Below are 14,323 nucleotides of genomic sequence, written 5' to 3'. Positions count from 1 at the left end.
ACCACCATGGCCCCTTCCCCAGTCGCGCAGAAGCGCGCGCTCGGCGATTTCCTGCGCGCCCAGCGTGCCCGCCTCTCGCCTGCCGGGGTCGGCCTGCCGGCCGGCCAGCGGCGGCGGACGCCAGGGCTGCGGCGCGAGGAAGTGGCGCAGCAGTGCGGCATGAGCGTGACATGGTACACTTGGCTGGAGCAGGGCCGCGATGTCTCCGCCTCGCCACAGGCGCTGGCATCGCTGGCCGGCGCGCTGCACCTGACGCCGGCCGAGCGCGGCTATCTGTTCGAACTGGCGGGCAAGCGGGATCCGGCCGCCGACGATTCCGGCGCCGAGGGCATGGACGTGCCGCCGGCATTGGCCGATGCCGTGGCGGCGGTGAAGGTGCCCGCCTATCTGCTCGACCATCTGTGGAACGCCCGCGCCTGGAACGCGGCCGCGGCCCGCCTGTTCGTCGGCTGGCTCGACCGCGACGACGACAGGAACCTGCTGCGGTACGTCTTCCTCAATCCGATGGCGCGCAAGATCATTCCCGACTGGAACCGCCGCGCACGGCGCGTGCTGGCCGAGTTCCGCGCCGAGTCGGGCCGTCATATCGACGATCCTGCCCTGGTGGCCACGGTCGATGGCCTCAAGGGCAAGAGTGCCTTCTTCGCGCGCTGCTGGAGCGATCATGAGGTGGTCGACCGGCTGGGCGGCGAGCGCACCTTCGACCATCCGGGCGGCGGCCGCCTGACCTACGAGCAGGTTGCCTTCACCTTCGCCAGCCGCACCGACTTCAAGCTGGTGATGCTGCTGCCGCGGAAGGGCAAGGAATCCGGACGGTAGTCCTGGGATGGATGAGCTTCTGAACCCGGTAGAGGCTCATCGCGTCGCATCAGCTCCCGATGGTCACGCCGGCATCGGCGATGATCGTCTGCCCGGTGATGAAGGCGCCGGCCTTGCTCGCCAGCATGACGGCGATGCCGCCGATATCGTCGGGCTCGCCGATGCGGCGCAGCGGCGCCGTCTGCAGGCGCTTGTTGAGATACGCCGGATTGTCCCACAGCGCCTTGGCGAAATCGGTTTTGACCAGGCCCGGGGCGACGGTGTTGACGCGGATATTGTCCGGCCCCAGCTCGACCGCGAGATTGCGCGACAGCGCCATGTCAGCCGCCTTGGAGATGCCGTAGGCGCCCAGTACCGGCGTGCCGCGCACGCCGCCGATCGACGAGACGATGATCACCGCGCCGTCCTTCTTCGCCCGCATGTCGGGCACGCAGAGATTGATCAACCAGATGTTGCTCAGGATGTTGTTCTGCATGATCTTGGTGAAGGCCTCGTCCGGCATCTTCTCGGTCGGCCCATAATAGGGATTTGTCGCTGCATTGCAGACCAGGATGTCGACCGGGCCGAGCTGCTTCCTGGTCTCGGCGATGAGGTTCTGGCACTGCGCCTTGTCCGAGATGTTGCAGGGGATGACGGTGGCATGGCCGCCGGCCTTGCGGATCTCGGCCGCCGCCTCCTCGCAGACCGGCGCCTTGCGGCTCGACACGACGACGCTCGCACCCTGCAGCGCGAGATGCAGCGCAATCGACTTGCCGATCCCCTTGCTCGATCCGGTGACGACGGCGACCTTGCCGGTGAGGTCGAAAAGCGGCGATGCCATGCAGTCTCCTCCTGAAAGCGGGGCCTCTATGTCGCACAAAGCCGGCGCCCATGATAGCGTCGGGCCAGCCATAGGATCGCGCGATGCCACAGGATCTGTCCGCGTCGCCGCCGATGATCGGCGGCGAAATTCCCCTGATCGACGTATCGGGCTTCCTCGCCGGCGATCCGCAAGCCGCCAAGCGAGCGGCGGCCGAGCTGCGCTTCGCCTTCGAGAAGGTCGGCTTCTACTACCTCGCCGGCCACGGCGTGCCGCAATCGCTGATCGATGCGACCTATGCAGCGGCGGCGCGCTTCCACGCCCAGCCACTGGAGGCCAAGCTCGCGGTCAGGGTCGACGAGCACAATATCGGCTACATGCCGATCGCGCGCACGCCGCCGCCGAACGCCGCCGCGCAAGGCAAGAAGCCGAGCCAGAACGAGGCCTATTTCCTGCGCCGCGAGCGCATGCCGGACGATCCCGATGTCATCTCCGGCCGCCGCTTCCACGCGATGAACAAATGGCCGGCGGACCTGCCCGGCTTCCGCGAGACGGCGCTCGCCTATATGAGCACCCTCGAGACGCTATGCCGCAAGCTGGTGCGCCTCTATGCGCTGGCGCTCGACCTGCCGGAGACCTTCTTCGATGCCTGCTTCGCGAGGCCGCATCTGATCCTGCGCATGTCGCGCTATCCGGTGATCGACGGCGCCGACGAATCGATCGCCAGCCTGGTGCCGCACACCGATTCGGGCTTCATGACGCTGCTGCCGCCCAACCGGATCCAGGGCCTGTCCATCCTGCTGCCCGGCGGCCGCTGGATGGACGCGCCCCAAGTCGAGGGAGCGTTCGTGGTGAACGGCGGCGATATCCTGCACCGCTGGACCAACGAGCGCTTCCTCTCGACGCCGCATCGCGTGCGCAACGTTTCCGGCCAGGTCCGCTACGCCATCCCCTTCTTCTGCGATCCCGACCACGACACGGTGATCGAATGCCTGCCCACCTGCCGCACGGACGGGCAGCCGGCGAAATACCCGCCGATCAGGTTCGGCGACTACGCGCTCTGGTTCGCGACTCAGCGCTACGAGCACCTTCAGGGCGTGAAGGCGCCGACCGCGGCCGAGATCGCGCCGGGAGCGCGCGCCACCGGCCGGTGGTGATCATCCGCCAGCGACGATCCGATCGAGCGCCGCCGGGTCGCGGACGACAATGCGGCCGCGGCCGAGCTCGACGACGCCCGCGTCGCGCCATACGGCGAGCTGGCGGCTCACGACCTCGCGCGACACGCCGAGCGTTTGCGCCAGCTCCTCCTGCGACAGGCGGATGGCGGTTGCCGGCGACGTCGTGAGGCCGGCGAGCACGGCGAGCTGCTTGGCAAGCCTCGTCGATACGTTGAGAAAGGCGGAATCCTCGACCATCCCGGTCGTGCGCCGCAGCCGCTCGCACAGAAAGGCGATGATCCGCACCGCCGCCTCGTGGTGCTGACGCAGGAACGGCAGGAACGCGGCGCGGGAGAGGAACAGCAGCTCCGACGGCTCGCGGGCCGTCGCCGTCGCCGTCCGTCCCTTGCCGTCGAGCAGGGCGATCTCGCCGAAGAACTCGCCGGCGCCGAACATGTTCAGGATCAGCTCCTTGCCGTCGACCGACTGGACCGTGACGACGACCCGTCCGGCCAGCACACCGTAGAGCCCGTCGCCCGGATCGTCCTTGCGAAAGACGATGTCGTCGGCTTTCAGGCGTCGGACATGTGCATGCTTCAGCAGCTCCCGCCTCTCTGCCTCGGTGAGAGCGGCGAGAAAAGGATGAAGATGGCAAAGCTCCTGCGGCGTCATCCGGCCCCCGACCCCGACCGCAGCCTACACCAGCGGCCGGTTCCTGCGGACCCGCGCCTCGCGGATTTGTGCCGGGGATGGACCGGCCGTCCATGTACCGCCCCTCGTGCCTGGGCTAGGCTCCGCGCATAGCGCAGAGAGGTTTCCCTGTGCCGCGCGAGCATGTCGAACGCAGGCTGGCAGCGATCCTGGCCGCCGACGTCGCCGGTTTCAGCCGGCTCATGGGCGCCGACGAGGCGGGCACGGCGCGGGCCCTGCGCGAGCATCGCGCGGCCCTCGATCCGATCGTGGCGAGCCACCGTGGCAGGATCGTCAAGACCACCGGCGACGGCATGCTGCTGGAATTTCCGTCCATCGTGGCCGCCGTCGAATGCGCCCTGGCCATGCAAGCGCTCATGGCGGAGCGGAACGCGGCGACGCCGCCGGATCGCCGGATGCTGTTCCGCATCGGCATCAATCTCGGCGACGTGCTGATCGAGAACGACGACATATTGGGCGACGGCGTCAATATCGCCGCTCGCCTCGAAAGCATCGCCGAGCCGGGCGGCATATGGATCTCCGAATCGTCGTATCAGCAGGTGCGGGACAAGCTCGATATCGGCTTCGAGGATATGGGCGAACAGCGCCTCAAGCACATCGCCCGACCGGTGCGCGCCTATCGAATACCGCCCGATCCGACTACTGCAGCACGGAGCGAGGCGGGCCCGAGACTGCCCGACAAGCCCTCGATCGCGGTGCTGCCTTTCCAGAACATGAGTCACGATCCGGCGCAGGAGAATTTCGCCGACGGGATCACCGAGGATATCACCACGGCGTTGTCGCGGCTTCACTGGTTTCTCGTCATCGCCCGGAATTCGAGCTTCACCTACAAGGGGAAGGCCATCGATGTCAGGGTGATCGCCCGTGAGCTGGGCGTGCAGTACGTGCTCGAGGGAAGCGTTCGCAGAAGCGGCGACCGGCTTCGGATCACGGCACAGTTGGTCGACGCGGCAACCGGCAACCATATCTGGGCCGAACGCTACGATCGCGCGGTCGCCGACATTTTCGAGCTGCAGGACGAGATCACGTCGAATGTCGTCGCGACGATCGAGCCCCAACTCTATGCGGCCGAGGACTATCGGGCGAAGCGCAAGCTTCCGGAAAGCCTCGATGCCTGGGATTGCGTCGCCCGCGGATTGTCGCTCATCATGAAGATGACGAAGCACGACAATGCCGCCGCGCAGGAGCTGCTCCGGAAGGCAATCGCAATCGATCCCTCCTACGCGCAAGCCTACAGCCTCCTGGCATTCTCGCTGTCGCTGGCCAGTTCATGGGGCTGGCAATCGTCGGAAGACGTTCTGGCGCCGGCCTGGGATGCGGCGCAAACGGCGATACGGCTGGATATCGACAATCCGTGGGCGCACCTCGCCCTCGGGCATCTGCATCGCCAACGTCTGGAACTGCAGGACGCCGTCGCCGAGTTCAGGAATGCGATCGCGCTCAATCCGAACTTCGCCTTCGCCCATACCCATCTCGGGCTGGCCCTGTGCTTCCTGGGACGAGGCGACGAGGCGCTGGTGGAGCTCGATAGGGCGGAACGTCTCAGCCCACGCGATTTCCAGGCCGGTCTCAATGATATCGGTCGGGCGATCGCCTGCTTCATCGACGGGCGCTACCGCGACGGGATCGAGTTCGCAAGAAGGGCCGTCCGGCAAAGCCCCGATAGCGCCGGAGCCCATCATCTCGTGGTCGTGAACAGCGCCCTGGCCGGCGCGACGGCGGAGGCCAGGGCGGCACTCGCGAGCCTGAAGCGCCTCGAGCCGGATCTCTCGCTCGCAACGCTGGACATGGCGGTCTATGCGCGCGAAGAGGACCGGCGGCGCTATCGCGAGGCGTTTCATGTCGCAGGTCTCGAGTGATCGGGGTGCGAGTGTGGAGGCAGTCCCGACGCGCCGCGGCGCGTGACCTTGTCCGCTACGTCGAAAGACCCTGATCTCCCTCGTCGATCGTCTCGCCGATGGCATTGTCCGCCACCAGCGGCGTCTCGAAATACTGCACGACCGGCTCGCTGCGGTAGTTCCGTCGGACCCTTTCCAGCCACGCCGCATTGCGGGCGCGCCGCGCCCCCTCCATATTTCGCCACAGATAGACACCGCCTGCACGACGGTTCTCTGCGTCGTAGAGATAGTTCTTGCGGATCAGGTCGGGGTTCGCGCGCCAGGATGGGGCGCTCCGGCGGTAGTTGGCCACGACCTCTTCGCGCGTCATCCCCTCGGGTATATCGAAAACGACTATCTCCGTGATCATCTCCGCCTTCTCTCCATTAGGAACCGGATTCTCCAGTCAACTCGGCGCGCCGCAGCCCTGCGGGGTAGTGCGGCGCTTGCGACCAGCGCCACGACGGCGAGCGCAAGCGGGCCGAACGACACCCAGAGAACCGTGTCCCAGCCATAAGCCGTCAGCAAGCCTCCCGAGGCGAACGAGCCGAGCGCCATCGTACCGAAGACGACGAAGTCGTTGAGCGACTGCACCCGCGTCCGTTCCTCGGGTCGATGGCATTCCAGCACCAGCGACGAGGCACCAACGAACCCGAAGTTCCAGCCGAGCCCGAGGAGAATCAGGCTCCCCCAGAAATGCGAGACGTCCTGGCCGAGCAGCCCGGCGAATGCCGCGAAGCCGATCAGCGCCAGGCCGGCGACCACCACGCGCGGCGCACCGAAGCGAGCGATCAGGCGGCCGGTAAAGAAGCTCGGCGCGTACATCGCGATGACATGCCACTGCAGGCCGAGATTGGCCGACTCCTGCGACAGCCCGCACAGCCGCATCGCCAGCGGCGCGGCCGTCATCAGGAAGTTCATCAGCAGGTAGGAGACGACGCCGCAGATCACGGCAACGACGAAGCGCGGCTGGCGCGCGATGACGGCAAGGGGCCGCCCGCCGGCGATCTCGGCGGCCGTTGGCATCGGCAGGCGAACGCCGGCCAGGACGAGGGCGCAGAGCGCCGCCACGGCCGCCTGCGCCAGGAAGGTCGCGGCGAAGAGAGGCGGCAGCCATAGATCCATCGTGTGCGTGACGAGCTGCGGGCCGATCACGCCCGCGAAGACGCCGCCCGCCATGACAAGCGAGAGGGCCCGCGGGCGCCGAGCTTCCGGCACGCCATCCGCCGCCGCGAATCGGAAGGACAGCACCACTGCCGCGTAGGCCCCGCCGAAGAAGGTTGCCAAGCAGAAGAGCCAGAACGACCCCAGCACCACCGCGAGGGCCGCCAGCAGCCCAACCAGGACCCCGCACGCCGTGCCGGCCAGGAACGCGGCGCGGCGACCGTGGCGCCGCGCGATGGCACCGGCAGGAAGCGTGCAGGCCGCCATCCCGACCACGAAGATGGTGATGGGCAGGGTCGCGAGTGCCTTGTCGGGCGCGAGCGTGTTGCCGACGATGGCACCCGTGGCGTAGACGACGGTCGAATTCGCGCCGGCCAGCGCCTGCGCGATGGCGAGCCTGGCCACGTTGCCCGAGGCGTATTGCGCCGCCATCGCGGTGGGGGATGCAGCCGGGGCTATTCCTGCCTGGGACATGGCTTTCGTTCTTGACGGCGCGGCGGCGTCGGCCAGCGTCGACGAGTGGCGATGGGCGACGGTGCGGTGGCCAGGCGGCATGACCGCGACCGTCAACTGGCCAAGGCATATCGGCTTCCCGTGTGGCTGTCTTTCGACTGACAGACAGATTATGTAGAATAAACGACAAAGGAGAGCATAGGCGATGCGGTGGGAGACGATCGCTGCGCCGCCCGGGGTGATGCCGCCTCGCCCCATGACCGTGCGGGCGCAATCCATCTCGGCGCGGCACTATTTTCCGGAGCATGCGCATGCCTGGCACCAGATGGCCTATGCGATCTCGGGGGTGCTGACGGTAGCGGTGGAGGGCCAGTCCCTGGTGATCTCGCCCGAGCAGGCCGTTTGGTTGCCCACCGGCCTGCCGCACCGTGTCGGCTCGTTGCTGGGCGCGGAGTTCCGCAGCCTGTGGATCGCCGATGAGGCCGGCAAGGGCCTTCCCGCGAGCCCGACAGTGTTCGGCGTCTCGCCCTTGCTGAGGGCTCTCATCGTCGAGGCGGCCGAGATCGAGGGCCAGGAGGATCATGACGGCTACTCGCGCCGCGTGACGGACCTGATCCTCGACCAGTTGCGGCGCGCACCACCCCTGGCCGGTGCGCTGCCCTGGCCGCGCGACGCATCGCTCGGAAAGCTTTGTGAGACGCTGTACGGGGAGCCAGCCGACCCACGCAGCTCCGAGGCGTGGGGCCGCGAGCTCGGCATGTCGGGGCGCACGCTGGCGCGCCGCTTCGAGGCGGAACTGGGCATGAGCCTTCGCTCCTGGCGACGGCGGCTCCGTCTGTTCAAGTCGATCGAGCTCATGGGCGGCGGCTTGAGCGTGACACAGACCGCGATGGAACTCGGCTACGGATCGACGTCGGCGTTCGTCTACGCGTTCCGCAGCGACATGGGGTGCAGCCCGCAGGCGTACATGCGCGGAGATGTTGCGGCCCAACCCGGCGAGCGGAGATCCGCGGCGTCCCTTGCCGGCGCCGCGCGTGTAGTCAGCCCATGAATCCCATCCGTTTCGCAACAAGGCGCCCTTCTGGCACCTAGTCGAACATGTCGGGCCGTATCTCCTGGCTGACCTCGACGATCACGTCGGCCGGCAAGCCGGCGCGGCGGGCGGCGATGCGGATGGCCTCCTCGTTGGGCGCCTCGTAAAGGCAATAGGTCTTCTTCCGGTCGGCGCTCAAGAAGGAGAAGAGCCACTTGATCCCCTCCTCGTCGTTGACACGGCGGATCATGTCGTTGGCCTCCTTGGAGGCCTCGAGCTGGTCGGCAAAGTTCCGCTCGATCACGTAGCGTCGCATCTCCGTCCCCACAAATCGGATTGATCAGGCCGCCGCGGCCGAACCCAGGAGACGCTGGCGCAGGCGCCCCATCCCCAGCCGGTCGGCCGCCGCCAGCGACATGTCATGCAACTCTCCGGCCCGGACTCTATCTTGCGGCCGTCCGCGCGCCAACAGCATCGCGGCATATTCGTGCCGGGTGTGGGCAAGCCACGGCCATGCCTTCATCCTCTCCTCGATCGCAAGCGCCGTCTCGAAATAGCGCTCCGCCGACGGCCAGTCTCCCATCGTCGTGGACAGCATGCCGAGATAGCGCGCCGCGGCGCCGCAACAGAGCGCATGGATCGGCACGACGACGGCGAGATCGCGGTATGGCAGGAGGAGCTCGCGAATCTGGCTGGCGCGACGGACGTCACCCAGCCGCGCGCAGACCTCGGCGAGATAGGCGAGCGTCACCGTGCGCTTGCTGTCGAGCGGCAACGCAAAGCCCGTTTCCGCCATCATGTCGAAGTTGCGCCGCGCCTGGCCCTCGAAGCCGAGATCGCTGGCGATCAGCATCAGGCCTGGCCGCCATATGGCATTGTCCGGATTCTCGCGAATGAAGCGCTTCACCAGCGGCGCCACCTCGGTCAGCCGGCCCTGCTCGCGCCGGATCGTGAACATCTGCATGCCGTGGATGCCCAGCGGAAAATCGACGTCGAGACCGCTCAAGGCATTCAGCGCCTCCAGGGATGATCGTTCGGCATCGCCAAAGGTCCCCTGGACGATCCCACGCATTGCGTTGGCGTTCGCCGCGAGCCATTTGTCGAAACTGGCGCGGGTCGTCTGCGCGATCTCCTGCTGCATCCGCGCGGTTCTTTCGAATCCCTCGATGTCACCGATCTCGAGGAAGCCCGCGCTGGAGCGCGACAGCGCCTGCATCTTCAGGATCGACTCGAACTCCTCGGCGATTTCCCAAACCAGCGCCAGCGCCTGCCGCCGCTCCTCGACCGCGGGTCCGCTGGGCGGCGGGCCGGCATTGGGCATGAGATCACTGACCAGAACTTCGTACAGGCTGCGCCGGTCGTTCAGCCGCTCGGCCATCTGGCGGGCCTCGTGCAGGACCTCGCGCCCGCGCTCCGTCTCGCCGGTCGACAGCAGCGCCTTGGCCAGCCGGCTCAGCACCCGGCAGCGATCGAGCGTGCCCTCGCCGACCACCGCCAAGGTCTCGTCGAGCACAGCGACCGATGTCTTGCTGGGCGCGGAGACGTAGACCTCCGAATCGGCGTACTTCAGCGCCGCCAGGACCATCAACGCCGGCAGATTTTCGCGGCGGGCGATGCGGAGACATTCCAGATAGGTGGCGCCGGCGGAGAGGATGGTCGCCTTGGTTTCGGCGTCACCGCGCGCCAGCAGGAGGGGAAGCGCCCGCTGATAGCGATCCCTTGTCTCACCCGGCTGGCGCTCCGCAAGCTCGACGCCGCGCTGGAAGTGGGCGACGGCTTCCTGGTAGGCGCTGCGGACGAAGGCGCGCTCGCCGGCACGGCGCCACCACTCGATCGCCTCGTCGACGCGGTCGGCCGACGTCCAATGCTGGGCGACAGTCTCCGGCTGCATCGCGGCGGTTTCCGGGAAATGGGCCTCGATCGCCTCGGCGACCGCCACGTGATACTGGCGTCGGCGCGCCAGCAGCAGCGACTGGTAGGCTGCCTCCTGGATGAGGACGTGGCGAAACACGTGCGACGGTCCGGCGAAGGATTCGACTGTCGCCGGCACGACGATCTCCGCCGCCACCAGACGCGCCAGCGGCGCGCCGAGCTCCTCCTCCGGGCGGCCGGCCAGCCGCGCCAGCAGGCGGGTCGAGAATTCCCGTCCGATCGTGGCGCCAATCTGCGCCACCTCGCGCGCCTCGGCGTCGAGCCGGTCCAGGCGTGCCATCAGCGAGCCCTGCAGGGTATCGGGAATGGCGATGGTCCTGAGCGACCCGACGAGTTCGTAGGCCGCCTCGGTCTCGCGCAGCACGCCGCCCTCCAGCACCGCCTTGGTCAGCTCCTCGACGAACAGGGGGATGCCGTCGGTCTTGGCCACGATCTCGGCCAGCACCGGCTCGGGCAGCACGCGATCGCCGCCGACCAGGCGCTCGACCATGACCACGCGCTCGCGCCGCGACAGGCGGTCGAGATTGATCTGGACGAACTGCGGATAGATCCAGGCCGGCTTGAAGGTCGGCCGGGCGGTGATCAGCAGCATGACGCGCGCGGCCGGCAGCTGCTCCTGCACCTGCTGCAGGAACTCCAGCGTCGACGGGTCGATCCAGTGGGCGTCCTCGACCGCCAGCAGCAGCGGCCTCCGCCGTGCCGTCGCCCCCATCATCTTCACCAGGACGTCGATCAACTGGCGGCGGAAGGAGGGCGCGGCAGGGTCGGCCGGCGGATAGCGCTCGTCGCCCGGCAGGTCGAGGAAGGCTTCCAGGATTGGCATCGCCTCGGTCATGTCGAGGTCGAGTGGTCCCACGATCCGGTCGAGCGGGACGGTGCCGGCTTGCGGGCGGGAGGGCGCGCCGTAGCGCAAGATGCGCCGGAACCAGTCCAGCACCGGCCAGAAGGCGCTGTTCGAATGGTGGGAGGTGCAGAACAGCGGCAGGAATTCGTGCGCCTCGCCCTTCAGGCTGTCGCGCAGGGCGCGCAGCAGCCGCGACTTGCCGATGCCGGCCTCGCCGCCCAGCAGGACGCAACGCATCTCGCCATCCCGGGCCTGCTGCCAGCGGCGGCGCAGCATGTCGAGCTCGGCTTCGCGCCCCACCAGCGGCGTCATGCTGCGGCGGGTGCGGGCGCGCAGACCGAACCGGTCGACCGCGCCGCTTTCGCCGAGGACACGGTAGATGCCGACGGGATGGCCGACGCCCTTGAGCCGGCGCGGGCCCAGATCCTCGAGCTCGAACAGGCCCTCCACCAGCCGCTGGGTGGCGTCGCCGATGACGACCGAGTCGGCCGCCGCCTCGGTCTGCAGGCGGTTGGCGATGTTGGGCGTCTCGCCGGTGATCGCGTCCTGGTCGCGCGCCGGGCCCGCGCCCACTTCGCCCACCACCACGAGCCCGGTATAGATGCCGATGCGCGCGCTCAGCCGGGTGCCGGGCTCGCCCTGGCGGTCGTTGGCCGCGCGCAGGTTCTCCAGGATGCCGAGGCCGGCATGGACGGCGCGCGCGGCATCGTCCTCGTGCGCCTGCGGGTAGCCGAAATAGACCAGGATGCCGTCGCCCATGTAGCGGGCCACATGCCCGCCATGGGCCTCGACGGCCGCCGCGCACAGGCCGTGGAAGCTCTGCAGAAGCGCGCGCATGTCCTCGGGATCGAGGCGCTCGGAAAGCGGCGTCGAGTCCACGAGGTCGACGAACATCACGGTGATCTGCCGCCGCTCCGCCCCGTCGACGGCACGGCGCGGCGCCGGCGTGTTCGCGCCGTCGAGCAGGCCAATGGCGCGCAGGAGGCGCTTGCGATCGCCCAGCAGCAGGCCGAGCGACTCGAGGTCCTTCTCGGTGAGGTCGGCCAGCACGTCCCAATCGACGCCGTTGGCGGCGAAGGCCTCGGCATACCTGCCGAGGCCCAGCTCCGCGAGCCAGCGCTCGATATCTTCGGCCATGCGCCCTCCCCGAGGGAACGCCTCAGTCTGGCAGGTATCGGCCCCCCGATCACCCCCAGCGCGGCTGCTCGCCGAGGTCGATGCCGAGGGCGGTCTTGCCGACGATCTCGTGAGCCAGGATCGCGTTCGCCGGATGGAAGCGACCACAGCGCGCATCGCGGAACAGCCGCTCGAGCTCGTTCGACCTGAACATGCCCGTGCCGCCGGACAGCTCCATCGCGAGATCGACGATCTTCCAGCAGGTCTCGACGGCATGGGCCTTGGCCGAGACGATCTTGGCCGGCCAGGCGGCGCCATGGTCGACGCCGTTCGACCAGTCGTTGGCCACGTGGTCGAGAAGCGGGGCGATCGTGTCGAGCGCCATCACCATCTCCGCGACGCCGTGCTGCACACCGGGATGGTAGGCCATGCTGCGGGTGAGGCCCATCGAGCCCTTGCCCTTGATCGCCGGCAGCACCAGGTCGCGCGCCCGCTCGGCGATGCCACAGTAGATGTTGGCGAAGCCCAGCAGCGCCCAGGCGAAGATCGCCACCACGAAGGCGTCGGCGCCGCCGGCCGGCAAGGTGCGGGCCATGTACTTTTCAGGCACGAAGGCTTCCTCGAGCAGCACGTCGTCGCTGCGCGTGGCGCGCATGCCGAGCGTGTCCCAGGTCTCGACGATGCGGTAGCCCTTGGCGTTGCGCGGCAGGAAGCCGTGCACGACCTTGGGGCCGCCCGGCGCGTCGGCCCACAACCCGTGCAGGCCGTAGCGGGTCCATACCGGCGCCAGGCTGCCGAACATCTTGCGGCCGGTGAAGGCGAAGCCGCCGTCGACCTTCTTGGCCGTGGTGGTCGCGAGCAGCACGGGGATGTCGTTGCCGCGCTCGGCATGGCCGGCGGCGAAGATCTCGCCGGCCGCGGCCTCGCGCAGCATCCATTCGAGCGAGCGGTCGCCAGCGCGGTAGAGGTCGGCGGCGAGTCCCACCCAGTAGAGATGCATGTTGACGCCGAGCGCCGTCGCCGGCGCATAGTAGGCCAGACGCCGCTGCTGGCGGCAGAACTCGGCCAGGCTGAAGCCCTTTCCTCCCAGCTCCTTGGGAACACAGATCGTAAGGTAGCCAGAGCGCTTCAGATCCTCGAAATCCTCCTTGAAGAAGCGATTCTCGCGATCGTAGGTGCCGACACGCCCGGCAAAACGCTTGAGCAGGTCGTCCGACAGGACGTCATAGCCCGCAATCATGGTGTCCATTCGCTGCCTCCTGCAAGACCGAGAGTGGCTTGCGAGGCGACGCTAGGGCGACGGACCCGGGTTTACTGTGACCGACCGCACACAACGGAAAACTTAGTCCGCAAAACTTAATCCGCTGCCGGCCGCGGCGACGCTCGCCGCTCCTGTTGCAAGACCGCCAGCATCGCCCCGGCAAGCTGCCGATACCCGGCGCGCAAGGCCCGCTCGCCGAGTTGGGAAAGGTCGGCCCGGCCTGCCGGCTCCAGGCGGCCATCGAGGGCATCGGCCAGCAACAGGGCGCGCTGGACAACGAGGTCGACGAACGGATTCGGTTCGGCGGCAACGAACGCCCGCAGGGCATGCGCGTGGCGTCGCATCTCCGCCGCCCGGCCGGCTTTCAGCGAGGCATCGATGGCATAGCGCCGGAAGAAGAGATGGTTATGCCCGAGCGACGGAGCCGACAGCAGGGCATCGCCCTTCTCCAGCCACGAATCGCGCTCGGACGGATCGTCGGTCAGCGCGGCGCCCATGCCGAAAACAAGGCCGCCGAGATAGGCCATCGCATGGTCGCGGCAAAGCGACACCGCCTCGCGCGCCATCCGCGCGGCGAGGTCCGGCCGGCCGGCGGCATGCTCGAGCTGCGCACCGAAAACGAGATTCTCGGCCTCGAAGCGCCAGGCGCCGAGCTCGGCGACGATCTGTTGCGATCGCGCGACGTGCGGCAGCCCCGCTTCCGGATCCTCCGCCTCGATGGCGGCAACCATCAGACCATGCAAGGCGATCAGCTCCGCGCGGCCGTTCCGCGCCTGCAGCGCGAGCAGGCGCGCCTGCTCGGCGAGCTCTCGCGCCCTGTCGAGCTGCAGCATGCAGCTTTCGGCGAAGGCCATCATCGGCCGGTTGGCGATCTCGACGCTGGCGGCGCCCGCCGCCCGCGCGGCGCCGATGCAGCGCTCGAGAGCGTCGCGCGCCGACCGCATGCGGCCCTGGGCATAGAATGCATCCGCGAGGCCGCCCAGGGCCCGCGCGACCAGCTCCGGCGATTGGGCCCGCTCGGCCAATGCCAGGGCGGCACGGTGCTCGACCATGCAGTCGTCGACCCGGCCCAGAGGGAACAGGAGATTCCCGCGCAGATGACGACAGCGCGATTCGAGCTCGATATGGCCGCCGCGCTCGGCCGCCGCCTGCGCCCG

Annotated in this window: 11 protein-coding genes; 4 read left to right on the top strand and 7 right to left on the bottom strand. The window is 68.3% G+C overall.

From position 1 onward, the window contains the following. Nucleotides 1–6: 6 nt before the first annotated feature. Complete coding sequence (locus OJF58_RS17670; RefSeq protein WP_300779027.1) at nt 7–819, top strand: helix-turn-helix transcriptional regulator; 813 nt, start codon at nt 7–9, stop codon at nt 817–819. Between the two features lie 49 nt (nt 820–868). On the opposite strand, the gene OJF58_RS17665 is transcribed toward OJF58_RS17670, so the two are convergent. Next, a complete protein-coding gene (locus OJF58_RS17665; protein WP_300779026.1) occupies nt 869–1,639 on the bottom strand; it encodes an SDR family oxidoreductase in 771 nt (256 codons plus the stop codon). A gap of 83 nt (nt 1,640–1,722) precedes the next feature. Between OJF58_RS17665 and OJF58_RS17660 the strand changes: the two genes are divergently transcribed. Continuing rightward, nucleotides 1,723–2,775: a 2-oxoglutarate and iron-dependent oxygenase domain-containing protein gene (locus tag OJF58_RS17660; protein WP_300779025.1), complete on the top strand. Its 1,053-nt coding sequence runs from the start codon at nt 1,723–1,725 to the stop codon at nt 2,773–2,775. On the opposite strand, the gene OJF58_RS17655 is transcribed toward OJF58_RS17660, so the two are convergent. After that, on the bottom strand, nt 2,776–3,447 hold the full coding sequence (locus OJF58_RS17655; RefSeq protein WP_300779024.1) for a Crp/Fnr family transcriptional regulator: 672 nt from the start codon (nt 3,445–3,447) through the stop codon (nt 2,776–2,778). 149 nt (nt 3,448–3,596) lie between these two features. On the opposite strand from OJF58_RS17655, the gene OJF58_RS17650 reads away from it, so the two are divergent. Then, nucleotides 3,597–5,345 carry an adenylate/guanylate cyclase domain-containing protein gene (locus OJF58_RS17650; protein WP_300779023.1) on the top strand — a complete coding sequence of 583 codons (1,749 nt, stop codon included), beginning with the start codon at nt 3,597–3,599 and terminating at the stop codon, nt 5,343–5,345. Between the two features lie 55 nt (nt 5,346–5,400). Here OJF58_RS17650 and OJF58_RS17645 read toward each other — a convergent pair whose 3' ends face one another. Both OJF58_RS17645 and OJF58_RS17640 read right to left on the bottom strand, forming a co-directional pair. Beyond that, nucleotides 5,401–5,733 (bottom strand): monooxygenase, encoded by a 333-nt coding sequence (locus OJF58_RS17645; protein WP_300779022.1) that lies wholly within the window; start codon nt 5,731–5,733, stop codon nt 5,401–5,403. Continuing rightward, a complete protein-coding gene (locus OJF58_RS17640) occupies nt 5,730–7,001 on the bottom strand; it encodes an MFS transporter (RefSeq protein WP_300779021.1) in 1,272 nt (423 codons plus the stop codon). Before OJF58_RS17640 ends, OJF58_RS17645 begins: the two co-directional genes overlap by 4 nt. A 235-nt stretch (nt 7,002–7,236) precedes the next feature. On the opposite strand from OJF58_RS17640, the gene OJF58_RS17635 reads away from it, so the two are divergent. After that, the gene (locus tag OJF58_RS17635; RefSeq protein WP_366526780.1) at nt 7,237–8,031 is read left to right on the top strand and encodes a helix-turn-helix transcriptional regulator; all 795 of its coding nucleotides are present in this window, start codon (nt 7,237–7,239) and stop codon (nt 8,029–8,031) included. A 37-nt stretch (nt 8,032–8,068) separates the two neighbouring features. On the opposite strand, the gene OJF58_RS17630 is transcribed toward OJF58_RS17635, so the two are convergent. From OJF58_RS17630 to OJF58_RS17620, 3 genes are read right to left on the bottom strand one after another with little or no spacing between them, the layout of a single operon-like run. Further along, nucleotides 8,069–8,329 carry a DUF4242 domain-containing protein gene (locus OJF58_RS17630; protein ID WP_300779019.1) on the bottom strand — a complete coding sequence of 87 codons (261 nt, stop codon included), beginning with the start codon at nt 8,327–8,329 and terminating at the stop codon, nt 8,069–8,071. 24 nt (nt 8,330–8,353) lie between these two features. Further along, a complete protein-coding gene (locus tag OJF58_RS17625; protein WP_300779018.1) occupies nt 8,354–11,926 on the bottom strand; it encodes an adenylate/guanylate cyclase domain-containing protein in 3,573 nt (1,190 codons plus the stop codon). A 49-nt stretch (nt 11,927–11,975) separates the two neighbouring features. Further along, nucleotides 11,976–13,154 (bottom strand): acyl-CoA dehydrogenase family protein, encoded by a 1,179-nt coding sequence (locus OJF58_RS17620; protein ID WP_300779017.1) that lies wholly within the window; start codon nt 13,152–13,154, stop codon nt 11,976–11,978. Nucleotides 13,155–14,323 lie beyond the last annotated feature (1,169 nt).

This window comes from Enhydrobacter sp. (assembly GCF_030246845.1).
Classification (GTDB): domain Bacteria; phylum Pseudomonadota; class Alphaproteobacteria; order Reyranellales; family Reyranellaceae; genus Reyranella.
This window is presented reverse-complemented; position numbering and strand designations above follow the sequence as displayed.

What these genes read in the sequence shown, in the direction of transcription:
- OJF58_RS17620 (WP_300779017.1), bottom strand. Translation starts at nt 13,154, where the DNA reads ATGGACACCATGATTGCGGGCTATGACGTCCTGTCGGACGACCTGCTC.
- OJF58_RS17630 (WP_300779019.1), bottom strand. Translation starts at nt 8,329, where the DNA reads ATGCGACGCTACGTGATCGAGCGGAACTTTGCCGACCAGCTCGAGGCC.
- OJF58_RS17625 (WP_300779018.1), bottom strand. Translation starts at nt 11,926, where the DNA reads ATGGCCGAAGATATCGAGCGCTGGCTCGCGGAGCTGGGCCTCGGCAGG.
- OJF58_RS17665 (WP_300779026.1), bottom strand. Translation starts at nt 1,639, where the DNA reads ATGGCATCGCCGCTTTTCGACCTCACCGGCAAGGTCGCCGTCGTCACC.
- OJF58_RS17635 (WP_366526780.1), top strand. Translation starts at nt 7,237, where the DNA reads ATGACCGTGCGGGCGCAATCCATCTCGGCGCGGCACTATTTTCCGGAG.
- OJF58_RS17645 (WP_300779022.1), bottom strand. Translation starts at nt 5,733, where the DNA reads ATGATCACGGAGATAGTCGTTTTCGATATACCCGAGGGGATGACGCGC.
- OJF58_RS17660 (WP_300779025.1), top strand. Translation starts at nt 1,723, where the DNA reads ATGCCACAGGATCTGTCCGCGTCGCCGCCGATGATCGGCGGCGAAATT.
- OJF58_RS17655 (WP_300779024.1), bottom strand. Translation starts at nt 3,447, where the DNA reads ATGACGCCGCAGGAGCTTTGCCATCTTCATCCTTTTCTCGCCGCTCTC.
- OJF58_RS17640 (WP_300779021.1), bottom strand. Translation starts at nt 7,001, where the DNA reads ATGTCCCAGGCAGGAATAGCCCCGGCTGCATCCCCCACCGCGATGGCG.
- OJF58_RS17670 (WP_300779027.1), top strand. Translation starts at nt 7, where the DNA reads ATGGCCCCTTCCCCAGTCGCGCAGAAGCGCGCGCTCGGCGATTTCCTG.